18 protein-coding genes, 1 other RNA gene and 1 pseudogene are annotated in these 20172 nt (G+C 39.7%); 17 read left to right on the forward strand and 3 right to left on the reverse strand.

Annotated elements, in window-relative coordinates; translation table 11 throughout:
- The first annotated feature begins 3 nt into the window (after window positions 1–3).
- The 6 genes from AKK44_RS03900 to AKK44_RS03925 all read left to right on the forward strand — a co-directional run bounded on the left by AKK44_RS03900 (window position 4) and on the right by AKK44_RS03925 (window position 7411).
- Entirely contained in the window at window positions 4–1254 is a 1251-nt protein-coding gene (locus tag AKK44_RS03900; RefSeq protein ID WP_054278608.1) for a glutamate-5-semialdehyde dehydrogenase, read from the forward strand.
- 183 nt (window positions 1255–1437) lie between these two features.
- On the forward strand, window positions 1438–2388 hold the full coding sequence (rsmH, locus tag AKK44_RS03905; protein WP_330218224.1) for a 16S rRNA (cytosine(1402)-N(4))-methyltransferase RsmH: 951 nt from the start codon (window positions 1438–1440) through the stop codon (window positions 2386–2388).
- 4 nt (window positions 2389–2392) lie between these two features.
- Window positions 2393–2716, forward strand: a complete 324-nt coding sequence (gene ftsL, locus AKK44_RS03910) for a cell division protein FtsL (RefSeq protein WP_037596131.1) — start codon at window positions 2393–2395, stop codon at window positions 2714–2716.
- A gap of 3 nt (window positions 2717–2719) precedes the next feature.
- Window positions 2720–4978 (forward strand): penicillin-binding protein PBP2X, encoded by a 2259-nt coding sequence (gene pbp2x / locus AKK44_RS03915; protein ID WP_054278610.1) that lies wholly within the window; start codon window positions 2720–2722, stop codon window positions 4976–4978.
- Window position 4979: 1 nt separating this feature from the next.
- Window positions 4980–5987, forward strand: a complete 1008-nt coding sequence (mraY, locus tag AKK44_RS03920) for a phospho-N-acetylmuramoyl-pentapeptide-transferase (protein WP_054278611.1) — start codon at window positions 4980–4982, stop codon at window positions 5985–5987.
- An 80-nt stretch (window positions 5988–6067) separates the two neighbouring features.
- On the forward strand, window positions 6068–7411 hold the full coding sequence (locus AKK44_RS03925) for a DEAD/DEAH box helicase (protein WP_054278612.1): 1344 nt from the start codon (window positions 6068–6070) through the stop codon (window positions 7409–7411).
- A 62-nt stretch (window positions 7412–7473) separates the two neighbouring features.
- On the opposite strand, the gene AKK44_RS03930 is transcribed toward AKK44_RS03925, so the two are convergent.
- Window positions 7474–7929 carry a hypothetical protein gene (locus AKK44_RS03930; protein WP_054278613.1) on the reverse strand — a complete coding sequence of 152 codons (456 nt, stop codon included), beginning with the start codon at window positions 7927–7929 and terminating at the stop codon, window positions 7474–7476.
- A gap of 157 nt (window positions 7930–8086) precedes the next feature.
- Between AKK44_RS03930 and AKK44_RS03935 the strand changes: the two are divergent.
- The 8 genes and pseudogenes from AKK44_RS03935 to pepC all read left to right on the forward strand — a co-directional run bounded on the left by AKK44_RS03935 (window position 8087) and on the right by pepC (window position 15823).
- Window positions 8087–8897, forward strand: a pseudogene (locus AKK44_RS03935) (transporter substrate-binding domain-containing protein).
- Window positions 8898–9015: 118 nt separating this feature from the next.
- Complete coding sequence (locus AKK44_RS03940; protein ID WP_037596137.1) at window positions 9016–9819, forward strand: amino acid ABC transporter permease; 804 nt, start codon at window positions 9016–9018, stop codon at window positions 9817–9819.
- Window positions 9819–10562 carry an amino acid ABC transporter ATP-binding protein gene (locus AKK44_RS03945; RefSeq protein WP_037596138.1) on the forward strand — a complete coding sequence of 248 codons (744 nt, stop codon included), beginning with the start codon at window positions 9819–9821 and terminating at the stop codon, window positions 10560–10562. The genes AKK44_RS03940 and AKK44_RS03945 overlap by 1 nt, the downstream gene beginning before the upstream one ends.
- A gap of 111 nt (window positions 10563–10673) precedes the next feature.
- Window positions 10674–10898, forward strand: a complete 225-nt coding sequence (locus AKK44_RS03950) for a DUF4059 family protein (RefSeq protein ID WP_037596139.1) — start codon at window positions 10674–10676, stop codon at window positions 10896–10898.
- A gap of 65 nt (window positions 10899–10963) precedes the next feature.
- Window positions 10964–11881: a thioredoxin-disulfide reductase gene (gene trxB, locus AKK44_RS03955; RefSeq protein WP_054278614.1), complete on the forward strand. Its 918-nt coding sequence runs from the start codon at window positions 10964–10966 to the stop codon at window positions 11879–11881.
- Between the two features lie 204 nt (window positions 11882–12085).
- Window positions 12086–13546 carry a nicotinate phosphoribosyltransferase gene (locus tag AKK44_RS03960; protein WP_054278615.1) on the forward strand — a complete coding sequence of 487 codons (1461 nt, stop codon included), beginning with the start codon at window positions 12086–12088 and terminating at the stop codon, window positions 13544–13546.
- The gene (gene nadE / locus AKK44_RS03965; protein WP_054278616.1) at window positions 13543–14367 is read left to right on the forward strand and encodes an ammonia-dependent NAD(+) synthetase; all 825 of its coding nucleotides are present in this window, start codon (window positions 13543–13545) and stop codon (window positions 14365–14367) included. The genes AKK44_RS03960 and nadE overlap by 4 nt, the downstream gene beginning before the upstream one ends.
- A 121-nt stretch (window positions 14368–14488) precedes the next feature.
- The gene (gene pepC / locus AKK44_RS03970; protein WP_054278617.1) at window positions 14489–15823 is read left to right on the forward strand and encodes an aminopeptidase C; all 1335 of its coding nucleotides are present in this window, start codon (window positions 14489–14491) and stop codon (window positions 15821–15823) included.
- Between the two features lie 147 nt (window positions 15824–15970).
- Here the strand turns inward: pepC and pbp1a are convergent, their stop codons facing one another.
- Both pbp1a and recU read right to left on the reverse strand, forming a co-directional pair.
- On the reverse strand, window positions 15971–18145 hold the full coding sequence (pbp1a, locus tag AKK44_RS03975) for a penicillin-binding protein PBP1A (protein ID WP_054278618.1): 2175 nt from the start codon (window positions 18143–18145) through the stop codon (window positions 15971–15973).
- The gene (gene recU, locus AKK44_RS03980; RefSeq protein ID WP_054278619.1) at window positions 18132–18740 is read right to left on the reverse strand and encodes a Holliday junction resolvase RecU; all 609 of its coding nucleotides are present in this window, start codon (window positions 18738–18740) and stop codon (window positions 18132–18134) included. Before recU ends, pbp1a begins: the two co-directional genes overlap by 14 nt.
- Window positions 18741–18817: 77 nt before the next feature.
- Here recU and AKK44_RS03985 point away from each other — a divergent pair, with 77 nt between their 5' ends.
- From AKK44_RS03985 to rnpB, 3 genes are all read left to right on the forward strand, one after another.
- Window positions 18818–19339 carry a DUF1273 domain-containing protein gene (locus AKK44_RS03985; protein WP_054278620.1) on the forward strand — a complete coding sequence of 174 codons (522 nt, stop codon included), beginning with the start codon at window positions 18818–18820 and terminating at the stop codon, window positions 19337–19339.
- 115 nt (window positions 19340–19454) lie between these two features.
- Window positions 19455–19778: a cell division regulator GpsB gene (gpsB, locus tag AKK44_RS03990; RefSeq protein WP_037594610.1), complete on the forward strand. Its 324-nt coding sequence runs from the start codon at window positions 19455–19457 to the stop codon at window positions 19776–19778.
- A gap of 13 nt (window positions 19779–19791) precedes the next feature.
- Window positions 19792–20157: RNase P RNA component class B (gene rnpB / locus AKK44_RS08650), an RNA gene on the forward strand.
- The last annotated feature ends 15 nt before the right edge of the window (window positions 20158–20172 follow it).

Below are 20172 nucleotides of genomic sequence, written 5' to 3' on the forward strand. Positions count from 1 at the left end.
AACATGACTAATATTCAACAGTTAGGGCAACAAGCAAAGCAGGCTAGCAGAGAGTTAGCCCTTTTATCGACTCAAGCAAAAAATCAATTTTTAAAAAGGCTAAGTCAGGACTTGATTCATCAAAGCGCTTATATCCTCTCTGAAAATGCCAAAGATTTACAACAAGCCAGTCATCACGGCATTTCAGACATTATGATAGATCGTTTACGTCTGACTCCTGAGCGCCTGAAAGCCATCGCAGAAGGTGTCAATCAGGTGGCTGATTTAGCAGATCCAATAGGGCAAGTGATTAGAGGATACACTAATCTAGATGGGTTAAAAATTATTCAAAAAAGAGTGCCTCTAGGTGTTATTGCCATGATTTTTGAAAGCAGACCCAATGTTTCTGTAGACGCCTTTAGTTTAGCCTTTAAAACCAATAACGCTATTATTTTGAGGGGTGGGCGAGACGCATTGCAATCAAACATGGCTTTGGTCAAGGTGATGAGGCAGAGTCTCAAAACATCAGGAATAACTCCGGATGCTGTCCAGTTGGTTGAAGATCCTTCTCATGAGTTAGCTGAGGAGCTCATGCAGGCGACTGAATACGTTGATGTCCTGATTCCTCGAGGTGGGGCACGATTGATTCAAACCGTCAAAGAAAAGGCAAAAGTCCCTGTTATTGAGACTGGGGTGGGAAATGTTCACATCTATGTTGACCAAGCAGCAGATTTAGAAATGGCTGTTAATATTGTTATCAACGCTAAAACCCAAAGGCCTAGCGTCTGCAATGCTGCTGAAAGTTTGGTCATCCATGATCAAGTTGCAGAGCAATTCATTCCATTATTAGAAAATGCTCTCAAACAAGGTCAGTCCGTTGAATTTCGTGTGGATGAAAAGGCTAGTCGTCTTTTTGAAAAGTCGGTTTTAGCCCAAGAGGTAGATTTTGCAACTGAGTTTTTAGACTATACCATGTCTGTCAAGATTGTGTCCTCTCTTGAAGAGGCTATCTCGTGGGTCAATCGATACTCTAGCCATCATTCTGAAGCCATTATCACTAATGATATCTATGCGGCTGAGGCCTTCCAAGATCAGGTGGATGCAGCAGCTGTCTATGTTAATGCTTCAACTAGGTTTACAGATGGGTTTGTCTTTGGTCTGGGAGCGGAAATTGGCATTTCAACGCAAAAAATGCACGCCAGAGGGCCAATGGGTCTAGAAGCTCTCACCAGCAGCAAATACTATATCAACGGCAATGGTCACATCAGACAGTAACCCTTTAAAATGTTTGCCTTAAGAAAATCTGACCCAGTATTTGGAGCTAATGGATAATCAGCTTTTTAGACAGAGCAATCATCACAGAAAAAGTAAGTAAAAAGGGGCCATCTAGGCTAATTGAAACCCTTTTCGCTTACTTTTTCTTTTATAAACCTTTTGAAGTATGGTACAATTAAAGGCATGACAAAAGAATTTCATCACGTAACAGTCCTTCTTCACGAAACTGTTGATATGCTTGATATCAAGCCAGACGGTATTTATGTGGACGCAACTCTTGGTGGCTCTGGGCACTCAGCTTATTTGTTGTCTCAGCTGAGTCCAAAAGGCCACCTCTATTGCTTTGATCAAGATCAAAAAGCCATTGACAATGCGCAAACGGTGCTGAGCGAGTATATCGAAAAAGGTCAAGTGACCTTCATTAAAGATAATTTTAGAAACCTATCTTCAGCTCTCAAAGCTCATGGAGTGACAGAGGTTGATGGGATTTTGTATGATTTAGGCGTTTCTAGTCCACAGTTAGATGAGCGAGAGCGCGGTTTTTCATATCGCCAAGACGCCCCGCTGGACATGCGGATGGATCGACAAGCAGAATTGACAGCTTATGATGTGGTTAACACTTATGATTTTCACGACTTGGTTCGTATCTTTTTCAGATATGGCGAAGATAAGTTTTCAAAACAAATTGCTCGTAGGATTGAGCAAGTTAGGGCAATAAAGCCTATCGAGACCACAACCGAATTAGCAGAGATTATCAAATCGGCTAAACCAGCTAAAGAACTCAAGAAAAAAGGTCACCCTGCCAAACAAATTTTCCAAGCCATTCGGATTGAAGTGAACGATGAGCTTGGTGCGGCAGACCAGTCTATTCAACAGGCTATGGACCTCCTAGCTTTACATGGACGCCTTTCGGTAATCACCTTTCATTCTTTAGAAGATAGGCTGACAAAGCAATTGTTTAAAGAAGCTAGCACCGTTGACATTCCAAAAGAAATTCCTTTTATCCCAGAGGACATGAAACCTAAGTTTGAATTGGTTTCTCGTAAACCTATTTTACCGAGCCAAGAAGAGATTTTGGCTAATAATAGAGCTCATTCAGCTAAACTACGCGTTATCAAAAAAATCCGGAAATAAACTTATGACTAATGACAAAAAAACACAGGCTGTTTCACATGCCTTGCAAAAAAGAATAAGAACTTTCTCTAGAATTGAGAAAGCTTTTTATGCTACCATTATTATTACCATCATTACTATGGCTGTTAGCATCATTTACCTGCAGAGTCGCAAGTTACAGCTACAACAAGATATTACAAGTTTAAACAATCAGATTTCTCAGCAAAAAACAGAATTAACAAATGCTAAGCAAGAGGTTAACGAACTTTCTAGACGCGATCGCATTATTGGCATTGCAGGTAAGGCTGGACTCAGTAATCGTAATGATAATATCAAGAAAGTTGACTAACCTATGAAAAAACTACAACAGTATTTTTTAAACTATGTTGTTCAAGATAGAAAAAATCCCGTTCAAAATCGTGTCAGAGTGGGACAAAACATGATGCTTTTGGCTATTTTTATCTTTTTTATCTTTATTATTAATTTCATGATTATTATTGGGACAGATAAAAAATTTGGGGTACCGTTAGCTAGCGAAGCCAAAAAAGTATATCAAGAAACAGTCCCTATCCAAGCAAAGCGTGGTACTATTTATGACCGTAACGGTGTTGCAATTGCCGTCGATTCAACGACTTATAGCATATATGCCATCCGTGATAAATCATTTGTCTCAGCAACTGGTGAAAAACTTTATGTCCAGCCTGAGCAGTATGACACTGTTGCTCAGATTTTAAAGAAACAATTAGGACTAAAAAAGAGCGATGTGATTAAGCAACTCAAGCAAAAGCATCTATTTCAGGTATCGTTTGGCAAGAAGGGCTCTGGCATTTCTTATAGCACGCGAAGTGCCATCCAAAAAGCTATGGAAGATGCTAAGATTAAGGGCGTAGCCTTTTCTTCTAGTCCTAGTCGGATGTATCCAAATGGCCTCTTTGCCTCTGAATTTATTGGACTGGCTTCTTTAGTTGAAAATAAAAAAGATGGCAGTAAAAGCCTAGTTGGTAAAAGTGGTATCGAGTCTTCTTTGGATGATTTGCTATCTGGCAAGGATGGTACCATTACTTATGAAAAAGACCGTAAAGGAAACACCTTACTTGGTACAGGCAAGGTGGTCAAAAAAGCAAAAAACGGGACAGATGTTTACACAACCCTTTCAGAACCCATTCAGACTTTTTTGGAAACGCAAATGGATGTCTTTCAATCTAAAACCCAAGGCTCAAAATTTGCTAGTGCAACTCTTGTCAATGCAAAGACTGGTGAGATTTTAGCCACAACGCAAAGACCTAGCTATAACGCAGATACCTTAGAAGGTTTAGAAAACAAGGCTTATAACTGGAAAAATGCTTTGCATCAAAATCCTTTTGAGCCAGGATCCACGATGAAGGTGATGACTCTCGCATCGGCTATTGATGCAGGGGTCTTCAAACCTAATGACACCTTCAGCAATGCTAATGGTCTCACCATCGCTGATGCCACCATCCAAGACTGGTCTATCAACTTGGGCTTGTCTACAGGTCAATACATGACCTACGCGCAAGGATTTTCTTACTCAAGTAACGTTGGAATGACAAAACTTGAGCAAAAAATGGGAAATGACAAATGGCTGAACTACTTGTCTAAGTTTCAGTTTGACCGACCGTCTCGTTTTGGCATGGCAAGAGAGCAAACAGGACTATTCCCATCTGATAATATTGTTACTCAAGCCATGAGTGCCTTTGGTCAAGGTATTTCTGCCAATCAAATGCAAATGCTTAGAGCATTTACCGCAGTTTCTAACGATGGTAAGATGCTAGAGCCCAAAATGATTAGTCAGTTGTATGACCCTAATACCAACACTTACCGAACCGCATCTAAAGAAATTGTCGGTAAGCCCATTTCTAAAAAAGCAGCTAGTGAAACACGAAAATACATGGTTAATGTGGGGACAGATCCTGTATTTGGTACCCTTTATTCTGAAACAACTGGACCAATCATTAAAGTAGGGGACCTTCCTGTTGCTGTCAAATCAGGGACAGCTCAGATTGCAGCAGAAGACGGCAGTGGTTACTTAGAAGGTGGCCTCACCAATTACATCTTTTCCGTTGTAGCGATGGTGCCTGCTGAAAAACCAGACTTTTTAATGTATGTGACGTTACAGCAACCAGAGCATTGGAGTGGCATGTTTTGGCAAGATATCTTTAATCCTGTTTTAGAAGAAGCCTATTTGATGAAAGAAACCTTGACTCAACCAGCTACCATCCCTTCAAATCGTCAAACCCCTTACAAATTACCAGACTTTGTCGGTCAAGAAACAGGAGTAGTGTCTAACGAACTTCGCCGAAACTTAGTTCAACCCATTGTTCTTGGTACAGGTGGCAAAGTCAAAAAGATATCTCGAAAAGTGGGCGCTAATTTAGCTGCAAATCAGCAGGTTGTCGTGCTCACAAATCAATTGACGACCTTGCCTGATATGTATGGTTGGACCAAATCAACCGTTGAGCACTTCTCTAAATGGACGGGGATTGAGATTGTCTACAAAGGGGCTGAGTCTGGACGAGTGGTCAAACAAAATGTTCGGGTCGGAAAGACACTGAAAAAAATCAAAAAAATCAAAATAACTTTAGGAGATTAATATGTTTTTAACCCTTACGGCGGGGCTCACGGCCTTTGTATTGACAACCCTGGCCATGCCTTATTTCATTCGTTTTTATCAGATGAAGAAAATAGGTGGCCAACAAATGCACGAGGATGTGAAGCAACATCTAAAAAAAGCGGGAACCCCAACTATGGGAGGAACTGTTTTTCTCCTTGTTGCCTTAGTGTTAACCTTATTTTTTGCCTTAGTATTTGGGCAAAAAAGCATGGCTATCGGAACCCTGTTAGCGATTTTATCTGTCGTTGTTATCTATGGCATTATTGGGTTTTTAGATGATTTTTTAAAAATCTTTAAGCAGGTCAATGAAGGCTTGACCGCCAAACAAAAAATGGTTTTACAAATAATTGGCGGCTTGCTCTTTTACCTCATGCAGATTGCTCCTAGTGGCATTGATAGCATTAATGTTTTTGGTTATCAAATACACCTAGGCCCCTTTTATTTGCTATTTGTCCTATTTTGGGTTGTTGGTTTTTCAAACGCTGTTAATTTGACAGATGGCATTGACGGGCTGGCATCGATTTCGGTGGTCATCAGTTTATCAGCCTATGCGGTTATTACCTTTGTTCAAGGACAAATGGAAGTGCTTTTGCTAATTGGTATTATGATTGGTGCTTTGTTAGGCTTCTTTGTCTTTAACCATAAGCCCGCTAAAGTGTTTATGGGAGATGTGGGCAGTTTAGCTCTGGGAGCTATGTTGGCTGCACTCTCAATAGCTTTGAGACAGGAATGGACCCTTCTTGTGATTGGGATTGTTTATGTTTTTGAAACCAGCTCAGTCATGATGCAAATTAGTTATTTCAAATACACTAAGAAAAAATATGGAGAAGGGCGTCGTATTTTTAGAATGACACCGTTCCACCACCATCTAGAATTAGGTGGTCTATCAGGCAAATCAGCCAAGTGGTCTGAGTGGCAGGTCGATATTTTCCTATGGGGAATTGGGCTTTTAGGCAGTTTATGTGTTTTAATTATGTTATATTGCTAACAGAAAAGGCGGTGTTAGAGCACTGCCTTTTGCTTGTCCAAGACTTTAATGGTATAATATGAAAGAAAACGAGGTAGAAAATGTCATTTAAAGATTATAATTTTAAACCATACATCCAAAAAGCACTGGATGAGATTGGATTTGTAGAGCCGACAGAGGTTCAACAGCGACTGATTCCGATAGTCAAATCAGGTCGTGATTTGGTAGGAGAATCAAAAACAGGGTCAGGAAAAACACATACGTTTTTATTGCCAATTTTTGAAAAACTAAACGAAGCAAAAGATGAAGTTCAAGTAGTTATTACAGCGCCTAGTCGTGAATTAGCCACTCAAATTTTTGAAGCCAGCAAGCAAATTGCCAAGCATTCAGAACAAGAAATCCGTCTCGTCAATTATGTTGGCGGAACAGATAAAATGCGCCAAATTGAAAAATTAAAAGGCAAACAGCCACATATGGTTATTGGAACACCAGGACGTATCTACGACTTGGTTAAATCAGGCTCTTTAGCCATTCATAGGGCAACTAGCTTTGTGGTGGATGAAGCGGACATGACTATGGATATGGGATTCTTGGATACTGTGGATAAAATTGCTTCAGCACTTCCAAAAGCAGTTCAGATTCTGGTCTTTTCTGCGACTATCCCACAAAAGTTACAGCCTTTTTTGAAAAAATACTTGACCAATCCTTTAATTGAGCAAATCAAAACAGAAACAGTCATTGCAGATACGATTGATAACTGGTTGGTTTCGACAAAAGGTCGGGATAAAAATAGTCAAATTTTAGGCATGCTAAAAACGATGCATCCTTACTTGGCGATGATTTTTGTTAACACCAAAGAGCGAGCAGATGACTTGCATGGCTTTTTGGTTTCAAATGGCTTAAAAGTTGCTAAGATTCATGGAGGTGTTCCTCCAAGAGAACGTAAACGTATCATGAGTCAGGTTAAAAAACTTGATTTTGAATACATCGTTGCCACAGACTTAGCAGCTCGAGGCATAGACATTGAGGGAGTTAGTCATGTCATTAATGATGCCATCCCACAAGACCTTTCCTTTTTCGTCCATCGAGTGGGTCGTACAGGCCGTAACGGCATGTCAGGAACAGCCATTACCTTATACCAACCAAGTGATGACTCTGACATCAAAGAGTTGGAAAAAATGGGCATTTCCTTTACACCAAAAGTCCTTAAAGACGGTGAATTCCAAGATACCTATGATCGTGAGCGCCGTTTCAATCGCGAAAAATCGTATCAAAAATTAGATACTGAAATGATCGGTCTGGTTAAAAAGAAAAAGAAAAAAGTCAAACCAGCCTACAAGAAAAAAATTCAGTGGGTAGTCGATGAAAAGCGTCGTAAAGAACGCCGATCTGAGACACGTGCTAAAGGCAGAGCAGAGCGCAAAGCCAAAAAACAAAGTTTTTAAATCAAAAAAAGAGCCTGGAATTCCAGCTCTTTTTCTTTTGATAAGAATAGTATGGTGTGACGTTATGGAGTGTTATGGTACCAGTTCAAGACAGCTTCTTGGAGTTCGCCAATACTGGTTGACTCAGAGCTGAATAAGTTAAGTTCGGCTTTGCCATCTAGACCGATTTTGACGTCACCATCACCCTCTTCTCCTTCAAAGCAGGTCCAATACCCACCATTGGGATCAGCAATAATTCTTGATTTCTTTGTGACGAAAGTGCTTTCATCCGCAAAAATATAAGTCATCAGATACTCTTCTGTCAAAAGGCCTTGTTTTTTGAGTTTTGCTAAATACGTGATCATTTTGTTAATGGTAGCGTTATCATGATAAGTGACGATACGCTCACTCCTAACCTTAATAAGATTAGAAATTTCTTTTTGGCTTAAATCAGAGTAATCCGTTGAGTGGATTGTTTTTATAGACAAGGCAATAAAAGCGATGACTAAAGAAACAGCCAATACTAGTCTTCTTTTCATACGAAACCTCCATAAATTTAATTATATTACAATTTCATTAATTGTTCAACCCCTATATCCTTGATATTGTTTTTTAATTGCCTTGATAAAAAAATGATATTATGCAAAAAATATAGTTTCTGTTAAAATGTGAACTAACTAGAAAGAAGAGAATGCCATGAAAAAAAGAAATGCTTTGCTCCTTAGTTTCAGTTTGTTGTTTTTTGCCCTTCCACAGCCTGTCCAAGCGGCGAAAAAAGAAATTGTTAAAGTGGCGACTGATTCAGCAACTAAGCCTTTTACCTATAAGGTCAAAAACAAGGCTACCGGCTATGATATTGAAGTTTTAAAACAGGTGTTTAAGCGGTCAAAATACACCTTAAAAGTAGAAACCGTTTCATTTCCTTCTATTTTGACGGGAATAGATGCAGGACGTTATCAGATTGCCGCTAACAACTTTGGATATAGTAAAAAGCGGGCAAAAAAATACCTTTTTTCAAGTCCGATTTCAAAATCTCCTTATGTTTTAGCGACAAAAAAAAAACAAGCGCTATCGCAATTTAGATGACCTTTCAGGCAAGACCACAACAGGAATGCCAGGCGCCAACTATGTGCAAGTACTCGAAAAATGGAATCAGAACCATCCTGATCAAAATCCTATCAAAATCCATTACGCCGCAGGAAGTAGCCCTTTAAGTCAAAGACTCCAGCAACTGGAAAGTGGGCAGCTTGACTTTATGTTTTATGATGCCATTTCTTTAAAAACAGCCATTAAAGAGCATGGATTGTCATTAAAAATAACCAAGCTAGAACAAGAAGATAATGAGCAACGAGATGGCTTGTCCTATTATATTTTTGCTGATGATAAAAAAGGCAAAGCCTTACAGGCATTTGTTAATAAAAGGTTACGAAAGCTACAAAAAACAGGGAAACTTAAGAAACTTAGCCGTAAATTTTTTGACGGGGATTTTGTTCCGACCAGTCGCTAACACAAGGTGAGCTAGTAGGAGCTGTTTTTTAGTTTGCCATAATGCGGTTTTACTATTTTACATGAGTGGTTAAGAATGTTATTCTATTAGAAAGTATACAAGTATAAAGGGGAAATACATGACATCTGTGCTTTTGACCAGTGGTTGGATTTGGTACGATAAGTTAATCTCACACATTCCACAAGGCAAACTTTTTAGCTGGCATGCTGTCTTTGACGCCATTCCAAATGTGATACAACGTTTGCCGGTAACCTTGGGGTTAACCTTGGCAGGAGCGGTTATTGGGCTCATACTTGCCTTGATTTTTGCCATTGTAAAAATCAATAAAGTGAAGATTCTTTATCCGATTCAAGCTGTTTTTGTGAGTTTTTTACGTGGGACACCAATTCTTGTTCAGTTGATGCTATCTTATTATGGCATCCCGCTTTTTCTGAAGTTTTTAAACCAACAATACGGATTTGACTGGAATATCAATGCCATACCAGCATCTGTCTTTGCGATTACTGCCTTTGCATTTAATGAAGCTGCCTATGCTAGTGAAACCATCAGAGCAGCTATCCAATCAGTTGATGCTGGTGAGATTGAAGCAGCAAAGAGTCTTGGCATGACTGAAACTCAAATTTATCGCAGGGTCATTATTCCTAACGCAGCAATTGTGGCTACGCCAACCCTTATCAATGGACTGATTGGATTAACAAAGGGAACCTCGCTTGCTTTTAATGCTGGAATTGTCGAAATATTTGCCCAAGCTCAAATCTTGGGAGGAGCAGATTATCGGTATTTTGAACGCTACATTTCAGTAGCTCTAGTTTATTGGTTCATCAGCATTTTAATTGAGCAGGGTGGTCGATTACTTGAGGACAAAATGGCTATTAAATCACCGGTCTTTTTAAAAGATGAGAAATTAGGGGAGTTGCGCTAATGATTACAATTACACATTTGAGCAAATCATTTTCAGGTCAAAACGTTTTAGACGATTTGAGTTTGGAGATCAAAAAAGGTGAAGTGATTGCTTTGGTAGGCGCATCTGGTGCTGGGAAATCAACCTTTCTTCGAAGCATGAATTATTTGGAAAAACCTGATAGGGGTACCATCACGATTGATGGTTTTTCTGTCAATTTTGAAACGATTACCAAAGAAGAGATTCTGACGCTTAGACGCAAGCTAGCAATGGTTTTCCAGCAGTTTAACCTCTTTGAACGCCGTACGGCGCTTGATAACGTCAAAGAAGGGCTAAAAATTGTCAAAAAACTATCAGATACTGAAGCTACCAAACTTGCTAAATCAGAACTGGCTAGGGTTGGTTTGTCAGATCGTGAAAACCATTATCCTAGGCACTTATCAGGTGGTCAAAAGCAAAGGGTTGCCTTGGCACGTGCTTTAGCCATGAAACCAGATGTGTTGCTATTAGATGAGCCTACCTCTGCCCTGGACCCTGAGTTAGTTGGTGAGGTTGAAAAATCAATTGCCGATGCTGCAAAGACGGGTCAAACCATGGTTTTAGTGAGTCATGACATGAGCTTTGTGTCTCAGGTTGCTGACAGGGTTCTTTTCTTGGATAAGGGAAAAATCATCGAAGAAGGAACTCCTGAGCAACTCTTTAGACACCCGCAGCAAGAAAGAACCAAGGAATTTTTTGCTGGTTATTCAAAAACCTACATTTAGTTAGTGACTTTTGATATAATAGAAAGGTCTGGGAGGTCCTAGGCTTTTCTTGTATGTGAATAAGGAACAGTCACGTCATGTCATCAGTACAAATAATAATCAGGTGGAAATATGCTAGTAGAAATCTTTAGCCTTTACTTTAAAGGTTTAATCTTATCAACCGTTTTTGTCTCAAGCAGCTGCTTGATATGGACACTTTGGCGAGCAAAAACACAAAAAGACAAAACAGCCCTTCAGAGGCAGGCATTTTTATATGAAATGCTTATGATTGCCATTTTAACCATACCAATCTTATCTTTTGCCTTTATGAGCATCTTAGTGATGTGGAAGTCATAATAATTGCAATAAGATTTGGCGACTGTTACAATGATGACATGAAAAATCAAAGGAGTGAAAACATCATGTACGATACCTTAATTATTGGTTCAGGTCCTGCAGGCATGACCGCTGCTTTATATGCTGCGCGTAGCAATCTGCGTGTTGGTGTGATTGAGCAAGGGGCACCTGGCGGACAAATGAACAACACTTCAGAAATTGAAAATTACCCAGGCTATGACCACATCAGTGGGCCAGAGCTATCTATAAAAATGTATGAGCCACTGGAAAAATTCAAGGTAGAGCATCTTTATGGTATTGTCCAACATGTGGAAGATTTAGGCGCTTATAAGCGCGTTCACGCTGAGGATAAGACTTATGATGCCAAAACGATAATCGTCGCTACTGGTGCAAAATATCGCTTATTGAACGTTCCTGGGGAAGACACCTTCACCAGCCGAGGTGTTTCATACTGTGCGGTCTGTGATGGGGCTTTTTTCCGCAACCAAGACTTACTAGTGGTTGGTGGTGGGGACTCTGCTGTCGAAGAGGCCATCTATTTGACCCAATTTGCTAAGAAAGTAACTATTGTGCATCGTCGCGATCAATTGCGGGCACAAAAAATTCTTCAAGATCGTGCCTTTGCAAATGATAAGATTGAGTTTATTTGGGATTCAGTTGTCAAAGAAATCCAAGGAAATGACATCAAAGTATCTCAAGTGCTTATTGAAAACGTCAAAACAAACGACGTGACCAGTCATGAATTCGGAGGAGTCTTTATTTATGTTGGGCTCAATCCAGTGAGTGACATGGTTGCTGACTTGGGGATTACAGACCAAGATGGTTGGATTATCACAGATGAGCACATGGCTACTAGTCGTCCAGGGATTTTTGCTATTGGCGACGTTCGTCAAAAGCATCTGAGACAGATCACGACAGCTGTTGGCGATGGTGCTGTTGCCGGACAAGGTGTCTACCACTACATTGAGAACATGCCATCTTAAGGTAAACCTATCTACATGGGGAAACCATTGGGAAATTGGAACTTAAAGTCTGTAGTGAGTTAACACAAAAAATAACACCTTCCAAGACTTGGGCTTTGCCCAAGTTTTTTTGTTTGCCTAATCGTAATAAATTTAAGCGATTTCGCGAATTGCGACCCTAAAATATGGTATAATATTAACAATAAATTAAAGGAGCCATTCTTTATGTATAAAGACGACAGTTTAACTCTCCACACTGATTTGTATCAAATCAATATGATGCAAGTTTACTTTGAACAAGGTATTCACAATCGCAAGGCTGTATTTGAGATTTATTTCCGTAAAGAACCTTTTAATAATGGCTATGCCGTCTTTGCTGGGCTACAACGAATGGTCGACTATCTTAATCATTTGACTTTTTCTGAGACTGATTTAGCCTACCTAGAAGATTTAGGCTACAACGCGGCTTTTCTAGATTACCTTAGGAACTTACGATTGCAATTAACGGTACGCTCAGCTAAGGAAGGAGATTTGGTCTTTGCCAACGAACCTATCGTCCAAGTCGAAGGCCCGTTAGGCCAATGCCAATTGGTTGAAACGGCACTCCTTAATATTGTCAATTTTCAAACATTGATTGCCACTAAAGCGGCTCGCATACGATCTGTTATTGCAGACGATCCTCTGTTAGAATTTGGCACTCGTCGCGCACAAGAAATGGACGCCGCTATCTGGGGAACAAGGGCAGCTGTTATTGGCGGAGCTGATGCAACCAGTAATGTACGCGCTGGAAAACTCTTTGACATCCCAGTTTCTGGGACGCATGCGCATGCTTTGGTACAAGCCTATGGCAATGATTATGATGCCTTTAAAGCCTATGCTACTACACATAAAGATTGTGTCTTCTTGGTCGATACTTATGACACTCTAAAAGTAGGTGTTCCAACGGCCATTCGAGTCGCTAAGGAAATGGGAGATCGCATCAATTTTCTTGGTGTTCGTCTTGATTCTGGAGATCTAGCATATCTGTCTAAAAAAGTTCGTCAACAGTTGGATCAAGCAGGATTTACCCAGGCCAAAATCTATGCTTCTAACGATTTAGACGAAACCACAATTCTGAATTTAAAAATGCAAGAGGCAAAAATTGACGTTTGGGGAGTTGGCACCAAGCTCATCACAGCTTATAATCAGCCTGCTCTAGGAGCTGTTTACAAATTAGTTTCTATTGAGGGAGCAGATGGGCAAATGCATGACACCATCAAGCTGTCAAACAACGCTGAAAAAGTGACAACGCCTGGTAAAAAACAAGTTTGGCGCATCACGAGCCGTGCCGATGGCAAATCTGAAGGAGACTATATTACCTTCACAGATATCGATGTTAATCAATTAACAGAAATCGAGATGTTCCATCCAACTTACACTTATATGAACAAAACAGTTAAGGATTTTGAAGCTGTGCCGTTACTAGTAGACATTTTTGATAAAGGAGAGCTCGTTTACGAGTTACCTAGCTTAAAAGAGATCAAGGCATACGCTAGAAACGAATTTAAAAAATTATGGGATGAATACAAACGGGTGCTCAATCCTCAAGACTACCCAGTTGATTTGGCCCTTGATGTGCTTCAAAACAAGTTAGACTTAATTGAGAAAATCCGTCATGAAACCTATGAAAAGAGTGATCTTAAATGAAGTTACAAGAAGATATCATTAACCAATTAGGTGTCAAAGTCACCATCAATCCTCATGAGGAAATCCGTCAATCGATAGACTTTCTCAAGGAATACTTGCGCAAGCATTCCTTTTTGAAAACCTATGTTTTAGGGATTTCGGGAGGACAAGATTCCACATTGGCAGGAAAAATGGCGCAATTAGCTATTGAAGAATTGCGTGAAGAAACAGGCAATCAAAACTACCAATTTATCGCAGTCCGCCTTCCCTATGGCATACAAGCAGACGAAGCAGATGCGCAAAAAGCCCTAGCCTTTATCCAACCAGATCGAACCCTGACGGTCAATATTAAAACGGCAGTAGATGGACAGGTTCAGGCATTAAAAGAGGCGGGCCTTGAGGTGTCTGATTTTAACAAAGGAAATATCAAGGCGCGTCAGCGGATGATTACCCAGTATGCCATCGCTGGGCAAGAAGCAGGAGCTGTTATTGGTACTGATCATGCTGCTGAAAACATCACTGGATTCTTCACTAAATTTGGAGACGGCGGTGCAGACATCTTGCCTCTATTTAGGCTCAATAAGCGCCAAGGTAAAGCCTTGCTAAAGCATTTGCAAGCAGATTCATCCCTATACGATAAAGTGCCTACAGCTGATCTCGAAGATCAAAAGCCTGGCCTTGCTGATGAGGTAGCGTTAGGGGTCACTTACGATGACATTGATGATTACCTAGAAGGCAAACAAGTCTCTAAAGAAGCACAAGCAACCATAGAATCTTGGTGGTTCAAAGGTCAACACAAACGTCATTTACCGATTACCGTATTTGATCACTTTTGGAAATAATACCAAGCATTAGATGGGTAAAAAAGCGGTCAAGCCGAGAGTTAAGTGTGATTAACTTTTTGCTTGACCTTTTTATCATAACCCATATAATAGAAAGTAATCTTACTATTTGGAGGACATTATGTCAGAAATAACAAAGACATTTACAGATCATCTTTATGATCGCTATGAAGCTAACCCTAAATTTTCAGCAGTTGAAAATGCCGTTACTCATAATGGACTGTTGAAATCTTTAGAAACCAGACAAAGTGCAGTTGATAATGATTTTGTTTTTTCTATTGACTTGACCAAAGATAAAGTTTCCAATCAAAAAGCCTCAGGACGTTGTTGGATGTTTGCAGCTTTAAATACCTTCCGTCATAAATTGACATCAGAGTTAAAATTAGAGCATTTTGAACTGTCTCAAGCACACACCTTTTTCTGGGACAAATATGAAAAGTCAAACTGGTTTATGGAGCAAGTGATTGCGACTGCTGATAAAGAATTAACCAGTCGTAAGGTCAAATTTTTATTAGACACTCCTCAGCAAGATGGTGGTCAATGGGATATGGTTGTATCGCTTTTTGAAAAATATGGTGTTGTTCCAAAGAGTGTTTATCCTGAATCAGTAGCATCAAGTAATAGCCGTGAACTTAATCAATATCTCAATAAGTTGTTACGACAAGATGCACAAATTCTTCGTGACGTCATTAATAGTGGTGCTGATGAGAAAGCGATTCAGGCTAAAAAAGAAGAGCTCCTTCAAGAAATTTTCAACTTTTTAGCCATGACACTAGGCTTGCCACCACGTCACTTTGATTTTGCCTTTCGTGATAAAGACAATGCCTACCATACGGAAAAAAACATTACCCCTCAAGCCTTTTTCGAGAAATATGTTGACTTGAACCTATCAGACTATGTGTCTGTTATTAATGCGCCAACAGCAGATAAACCTTATGGCAAATCATATACTGTTGAAATGCTAGGAAATGTTGTTGGCAGCAGAGATGTTCGCTACCTCAACCTTGACATGAAGAGGTTTAAAGAACTTGCCATTAATCAGCTCAAATCTGGTGAGTCTGTTTGGTTTGGCTGTGATGTTGGTCAAGTATCTGACAGGCAAAAAGGTATTATGGCAATGAACACTTATGATTTTCAATCAAGTATGGATGTTCAACTGTCACAAGATAAAGCTGGTCGTTTGGACTACAGTGAGAGCTTGATGACTCACGCCATGGTACTAACAGGAGTTGATTTAGATGCAGATGGAAATCCTATCAAGTGGAAAGTCGAAAACTCTTGGGGAGAAAAAGTAGGAGATAAAGGTTACTTTGTGGCATCTGACGCTTGGATGGATGAGTATACTTACCAAATCGTTGTGCGCAAGGAATTCTTAACGTCTCAAGAATTGGCAGCTTATGAGGCAGAACCTCAACTTTTAGCGCCGTGGGATCCAATGGGCGCATTGGCAAAATAAAAAATAACTAAAAACTTAGTTCTGTTTGTGACAGAGCTAAGTTTTTTTGATTGTTATGATGAATAGTTTGTTTGCAGCTCAAGAATTTAAAAAGCACCTTCGACGTTTTGTATCTAACGTCGAAGGTGCTTTTTGAGGTGTTATCTTTTACGGATTGGTTTTTGGTGTCTGATTAGATGGTGCGGTGCTATTGTTAGCATCAGTTGTCGTCGTGGTATCTGAGTTACTTTGTTCAGGGACCGTTTCATGGCTAGTAGCTGTGTCACTTGACGCTGATGAGGAGCTGTTGCCATAAATATTATTATAGACAGAGCTAGTGTAATTACTGTTGCTTGTATAAGTGCCACTCAGGTAAAGGAGACCACCGTTTCGGTAAAGTCCGCTTGGCATTGTCCAATCTTCACTATAGCCGTTTGTCAATGATAACATCATGCTGCGATAGACTTTAGCGGCGATTTCTAAGCCACTGCCATAAATCGGAGTCAGTCTGTTTTTATAACCAGTCCAGACAGACATGGCATATTTATCCGTATAGCCAACAAAGTTTTCGTCTGGTGCAAGGGTACCGACATAATCAGGATAAAGACCGTATTCTTGACCAATTTTAACCAATTCTTCATCGGTATAGTTGGAAGTACCTGTCTTACCTGCTTGTGCGACACCAGGAATAGCAGCTGCAGTACCTGTACCATAGCTCAATACTGTTTTGAGCATGTCGGTCATCATGTAGGCGGTTGTTTCTTTCATGGCACGCTTGCCTTTTTCTTCAAAGGTTTTGCTAGTGCCATCGCTAAATTCAATTTTGTTAACGTATTGTGGTTTGTAGTATATACCACCATTAGCAAAGGCAGCATAGGCAGCAGCCATTTTTTCACTACTAGCACCATATTGTGATTTTGAGCTACTGGTGTTGCTAGAAATTGCATTTGAATAATGCATTTCAGGATAGTTAATGCCTAGTTGACCTAGGAAGTTTTGAGCGTATTTCAAACCAGCAGCCTCTAAGGCTCTAACGGCAGGGACGTTACGGGACTGCATAAGTGCTGTTTGGATAGTCATCCATCCATAGTATCTACGATCCCAGTTGTTTAGTTGAGTGTTTGTACCAGGCCAATAGTAGACAGAATCATTAGTAGCTTGGGCAGTTGAGTGGTAGGCACCAGACTCGATTGCTGGGGCATAAGCAGTAATAGGTTTCATGGTTGATCCCCAGTCACGGTCAGTGAGCACTGCTTGGTTAGTACCAAAAGAAACGTTGGCATCTTGATGTCTGCCACCTAATTGAGCAATGACATGACCATTGGTAACATCGATGATTGTTGAAGCCACTTGGAAATCATTATCTGGATAGTAGACATAAGTATCCGTGTTGTAAATATCGTACAGGGTTTGTTGAGCTTCAGGGATAATATTGGTGTAAACTTTTAGCCCTGAGGTGAAAATATCTTTATTGGTTTCTTTTCTGACTTGTTCAATCACTTGTTTCAAGTAATTGTCCATGTATTTTGGATAGCTAGAGGTTTGTTGCAAAGGCAATAAACCTTCTGCCACAGGTGTAGCTACAGCAGCATCGTATTCGGCTTTCGTGATGTTTTTTTCAGCGTACATTTGCTGTAACACCAGGTTCCGACGACTCTGGGCAGATTCAGGTTGTGTATAAGGGTCATATTGGCTTGGTGCTTGAGGGATACCAGCTAATAAAGCGAGTTGGGCAAACGATAAATCTTTTAACTCTTTGCCATAGTAAGACTTGGCAGCAGTTAACATGCCATAGTTACCATTTCCCATGTAAACTTTATTGATATAGAAGGTCAGAATTTCTTGTTTGGTATATTTTCGCTCCATCTGCAAGGCTAGCCAAACTTCTTGGGCTTTACGCTTCAAGGTTTGGTCAGATTCATTGGTTGAAAAATAGGCTAACTTGATCAGCTGTTGATCAAGAGTAGATCCTCCTTGGGTAGTTTTACTGGTCAAGTTATGAAACGCAGCACCCAAGATACGGTACAAGTCGACACCGCGATGGTTGAAAAAGCGTTTGTCTTCTATTGAAGTGATAGCGTTAACAAGGTTAATAGGAATACTATCAGCAGTAACGTTCTCACGTTTCTCAGACCCTAGGTCTGCGATTAATTTATTGTTGCTGTCATAAACTAAGCTAGAATTGGTTGATTTGAGCTCAGCTTCAGAAAGCTTAGGTGCGCTAATAACGTAATAGGTGAATAATAAACCACCGATAATAACTGTTACAATAATGAAACTAAGCAAAGCAGCAAGTGCTATCTTGAGTAATTTGAGGATTTTTGGATTTTTAATTGTAATCACCGCCTAAAAAATTTTCTTCTATAATATCTAAATAAGGAACCTGTGGAAAAGCACCGATAGTTATCTCAAAACCATTTTTTCTGATATAATCGAGTGGCATTGATTTATTGCCATGATCAATGTGATAAAAATCAATTAATGCTTTTGCAGGCAAATAATAGGTTTCCTTAAGGGTTGAAAAGTGCAACAAGACAAAACAAATTCCCTTTTGAGCCAAAACGGCGGACATGTGTTCAATTTGATGCAAATGAAAGTTTTTCATAGGCATCGCTGTTTTTTGTCTGGTTTCTTTGGCTTCAAAATCAATATAATACCCTTTGTAAACACCGCAATAATCTGTGGTTGAGGCCTGTCTAAAATAAGCCTCAATAATTTTAGCACGGCTACGCTTAGGGTAATCTACTTTGACAATTTGTACGGGGGTTGGCTTTTTATGAATAACAGCCATCTGCCGCGATAGATAATAATCATTAGTGGCATTGATGGCAGCTTCAAAAGACATTCCTCGATTGGCAAAACTGATCGCCTTGGGCTTAACTTGCTTTTGAAAAGAGTTTGTTTTTTGTCGAATAAGATTATGAGGATAGTTAACCATTGTTCTCCTAACAACATCTACTTAATGGTAATTTAAGCATTCTTATTATAACATATTTTTGGAAAGGAAAACATATAATGACTGCTATTCTAGTAACAGGTTATCGAAACACTGAAATCGGTATCTTTAGCGATAAAGATCAACGCATTGAGGTTATCAAAAAGGCTATCAAAAGAGATTTCATTCACTTTTTAACACAAGGCGTAGAATGGTTTGTGTTTACGGGGAACCTGGGATTTGAGTTTTGGGCATTAGAAGTTGCTAACGCTTTAAAAGCTGACTATCCCCTGAAAATAGCGACTATTTTTCCTTTTGAAACTCATGGCAGCCAATGGAATGCGGCAAACCAAGAAAAACTTGCAGTCTTTAAGGCTACTGACTTTGTTAAATACAGCTTTCCTCACTATGAAAACCCACAACAGTTTAAACAGTACAATGCTTTTTTGCTGAACAATACAGATGGAGCTTATGCTTTTTATGACGACGACAATGAGACAAACCTGAAATATTTAGTTGCTAATATGAAGTCTCATCAGCAATACCAATTGTCTTTTTTGACCTTTGAACAATTAAACGAGATAGCAACAGAAGAGTCATAAACTTTTAATCTCGTTTGGTATTTTAATACTTGCTTTTTACCTTGTTTTTCTGTATCATTAATAATAATATCAGAGGTTGGTATTTTAAAATGAGTGACCGTTCGGAGAGTATAGAATGACAAGTATAATTTATAGCCCAAAAGACATCTATGAGCAAGAGTTCAAGACTAGTATTCGTGGTTTTGATAAAAAAGAAGTGGACGAATTTCTTGATAACGTTATCAAAGATTATGAAACTTATATCGCACAAATCGAGGCCTTGACAGCTGAAAATGAAGCCTTGAGAAAAGCTAAAAATCAAGCTAGAAATTCAATGCCTGGTGGCTCTCAACCTGCTGTTGCTCAAACGAGAGTAACCCAGTCAGCGACCAATTTTGATATTTTGAAGCGTATTAGTCGATTAGAAAAAGAGGTCTTTGGAAAACAAATCATAGAGTAACAATTGACGTGCAATTTTCGGGTAATCGCGTAGTATTTTGATACTATGAGGAAAGTCCATGCTAGCACTGGCTGTGATGCCAGTAGTGTTTGTGCTAGGCGAAAAAATAAGCCTAGGGATGTGCTTGCACATTACGGCGAAAGAACTGGCTAAGTCTTTGATATGCCACAGTATTTCTGAAAGTGCCACAGTGACGCAGTTTTCATGGAAACGTGAGAAATGGAACGCGGTAAACCCCTCAAGCTAGCAACCCAAACTTTGGTAGGGGCACGGGATAGTTGGAAACGAACAATCTATTCTGACTGTTTAAACAGTAGACAGATGATTACCGAAGGAATTAATACCTAGTTATTTCCTGAACAAAACATGGCTTATAGAAAATTGCATAATAGGT

Source organism: Streptococcus phocae (assembly GCF_001302265.1).
Lineage (GTDB): Bacteria > Bacillota > Bacilli > Lactobacillales > Streptococcaceae > Streptococcus > Streptococcus phocae.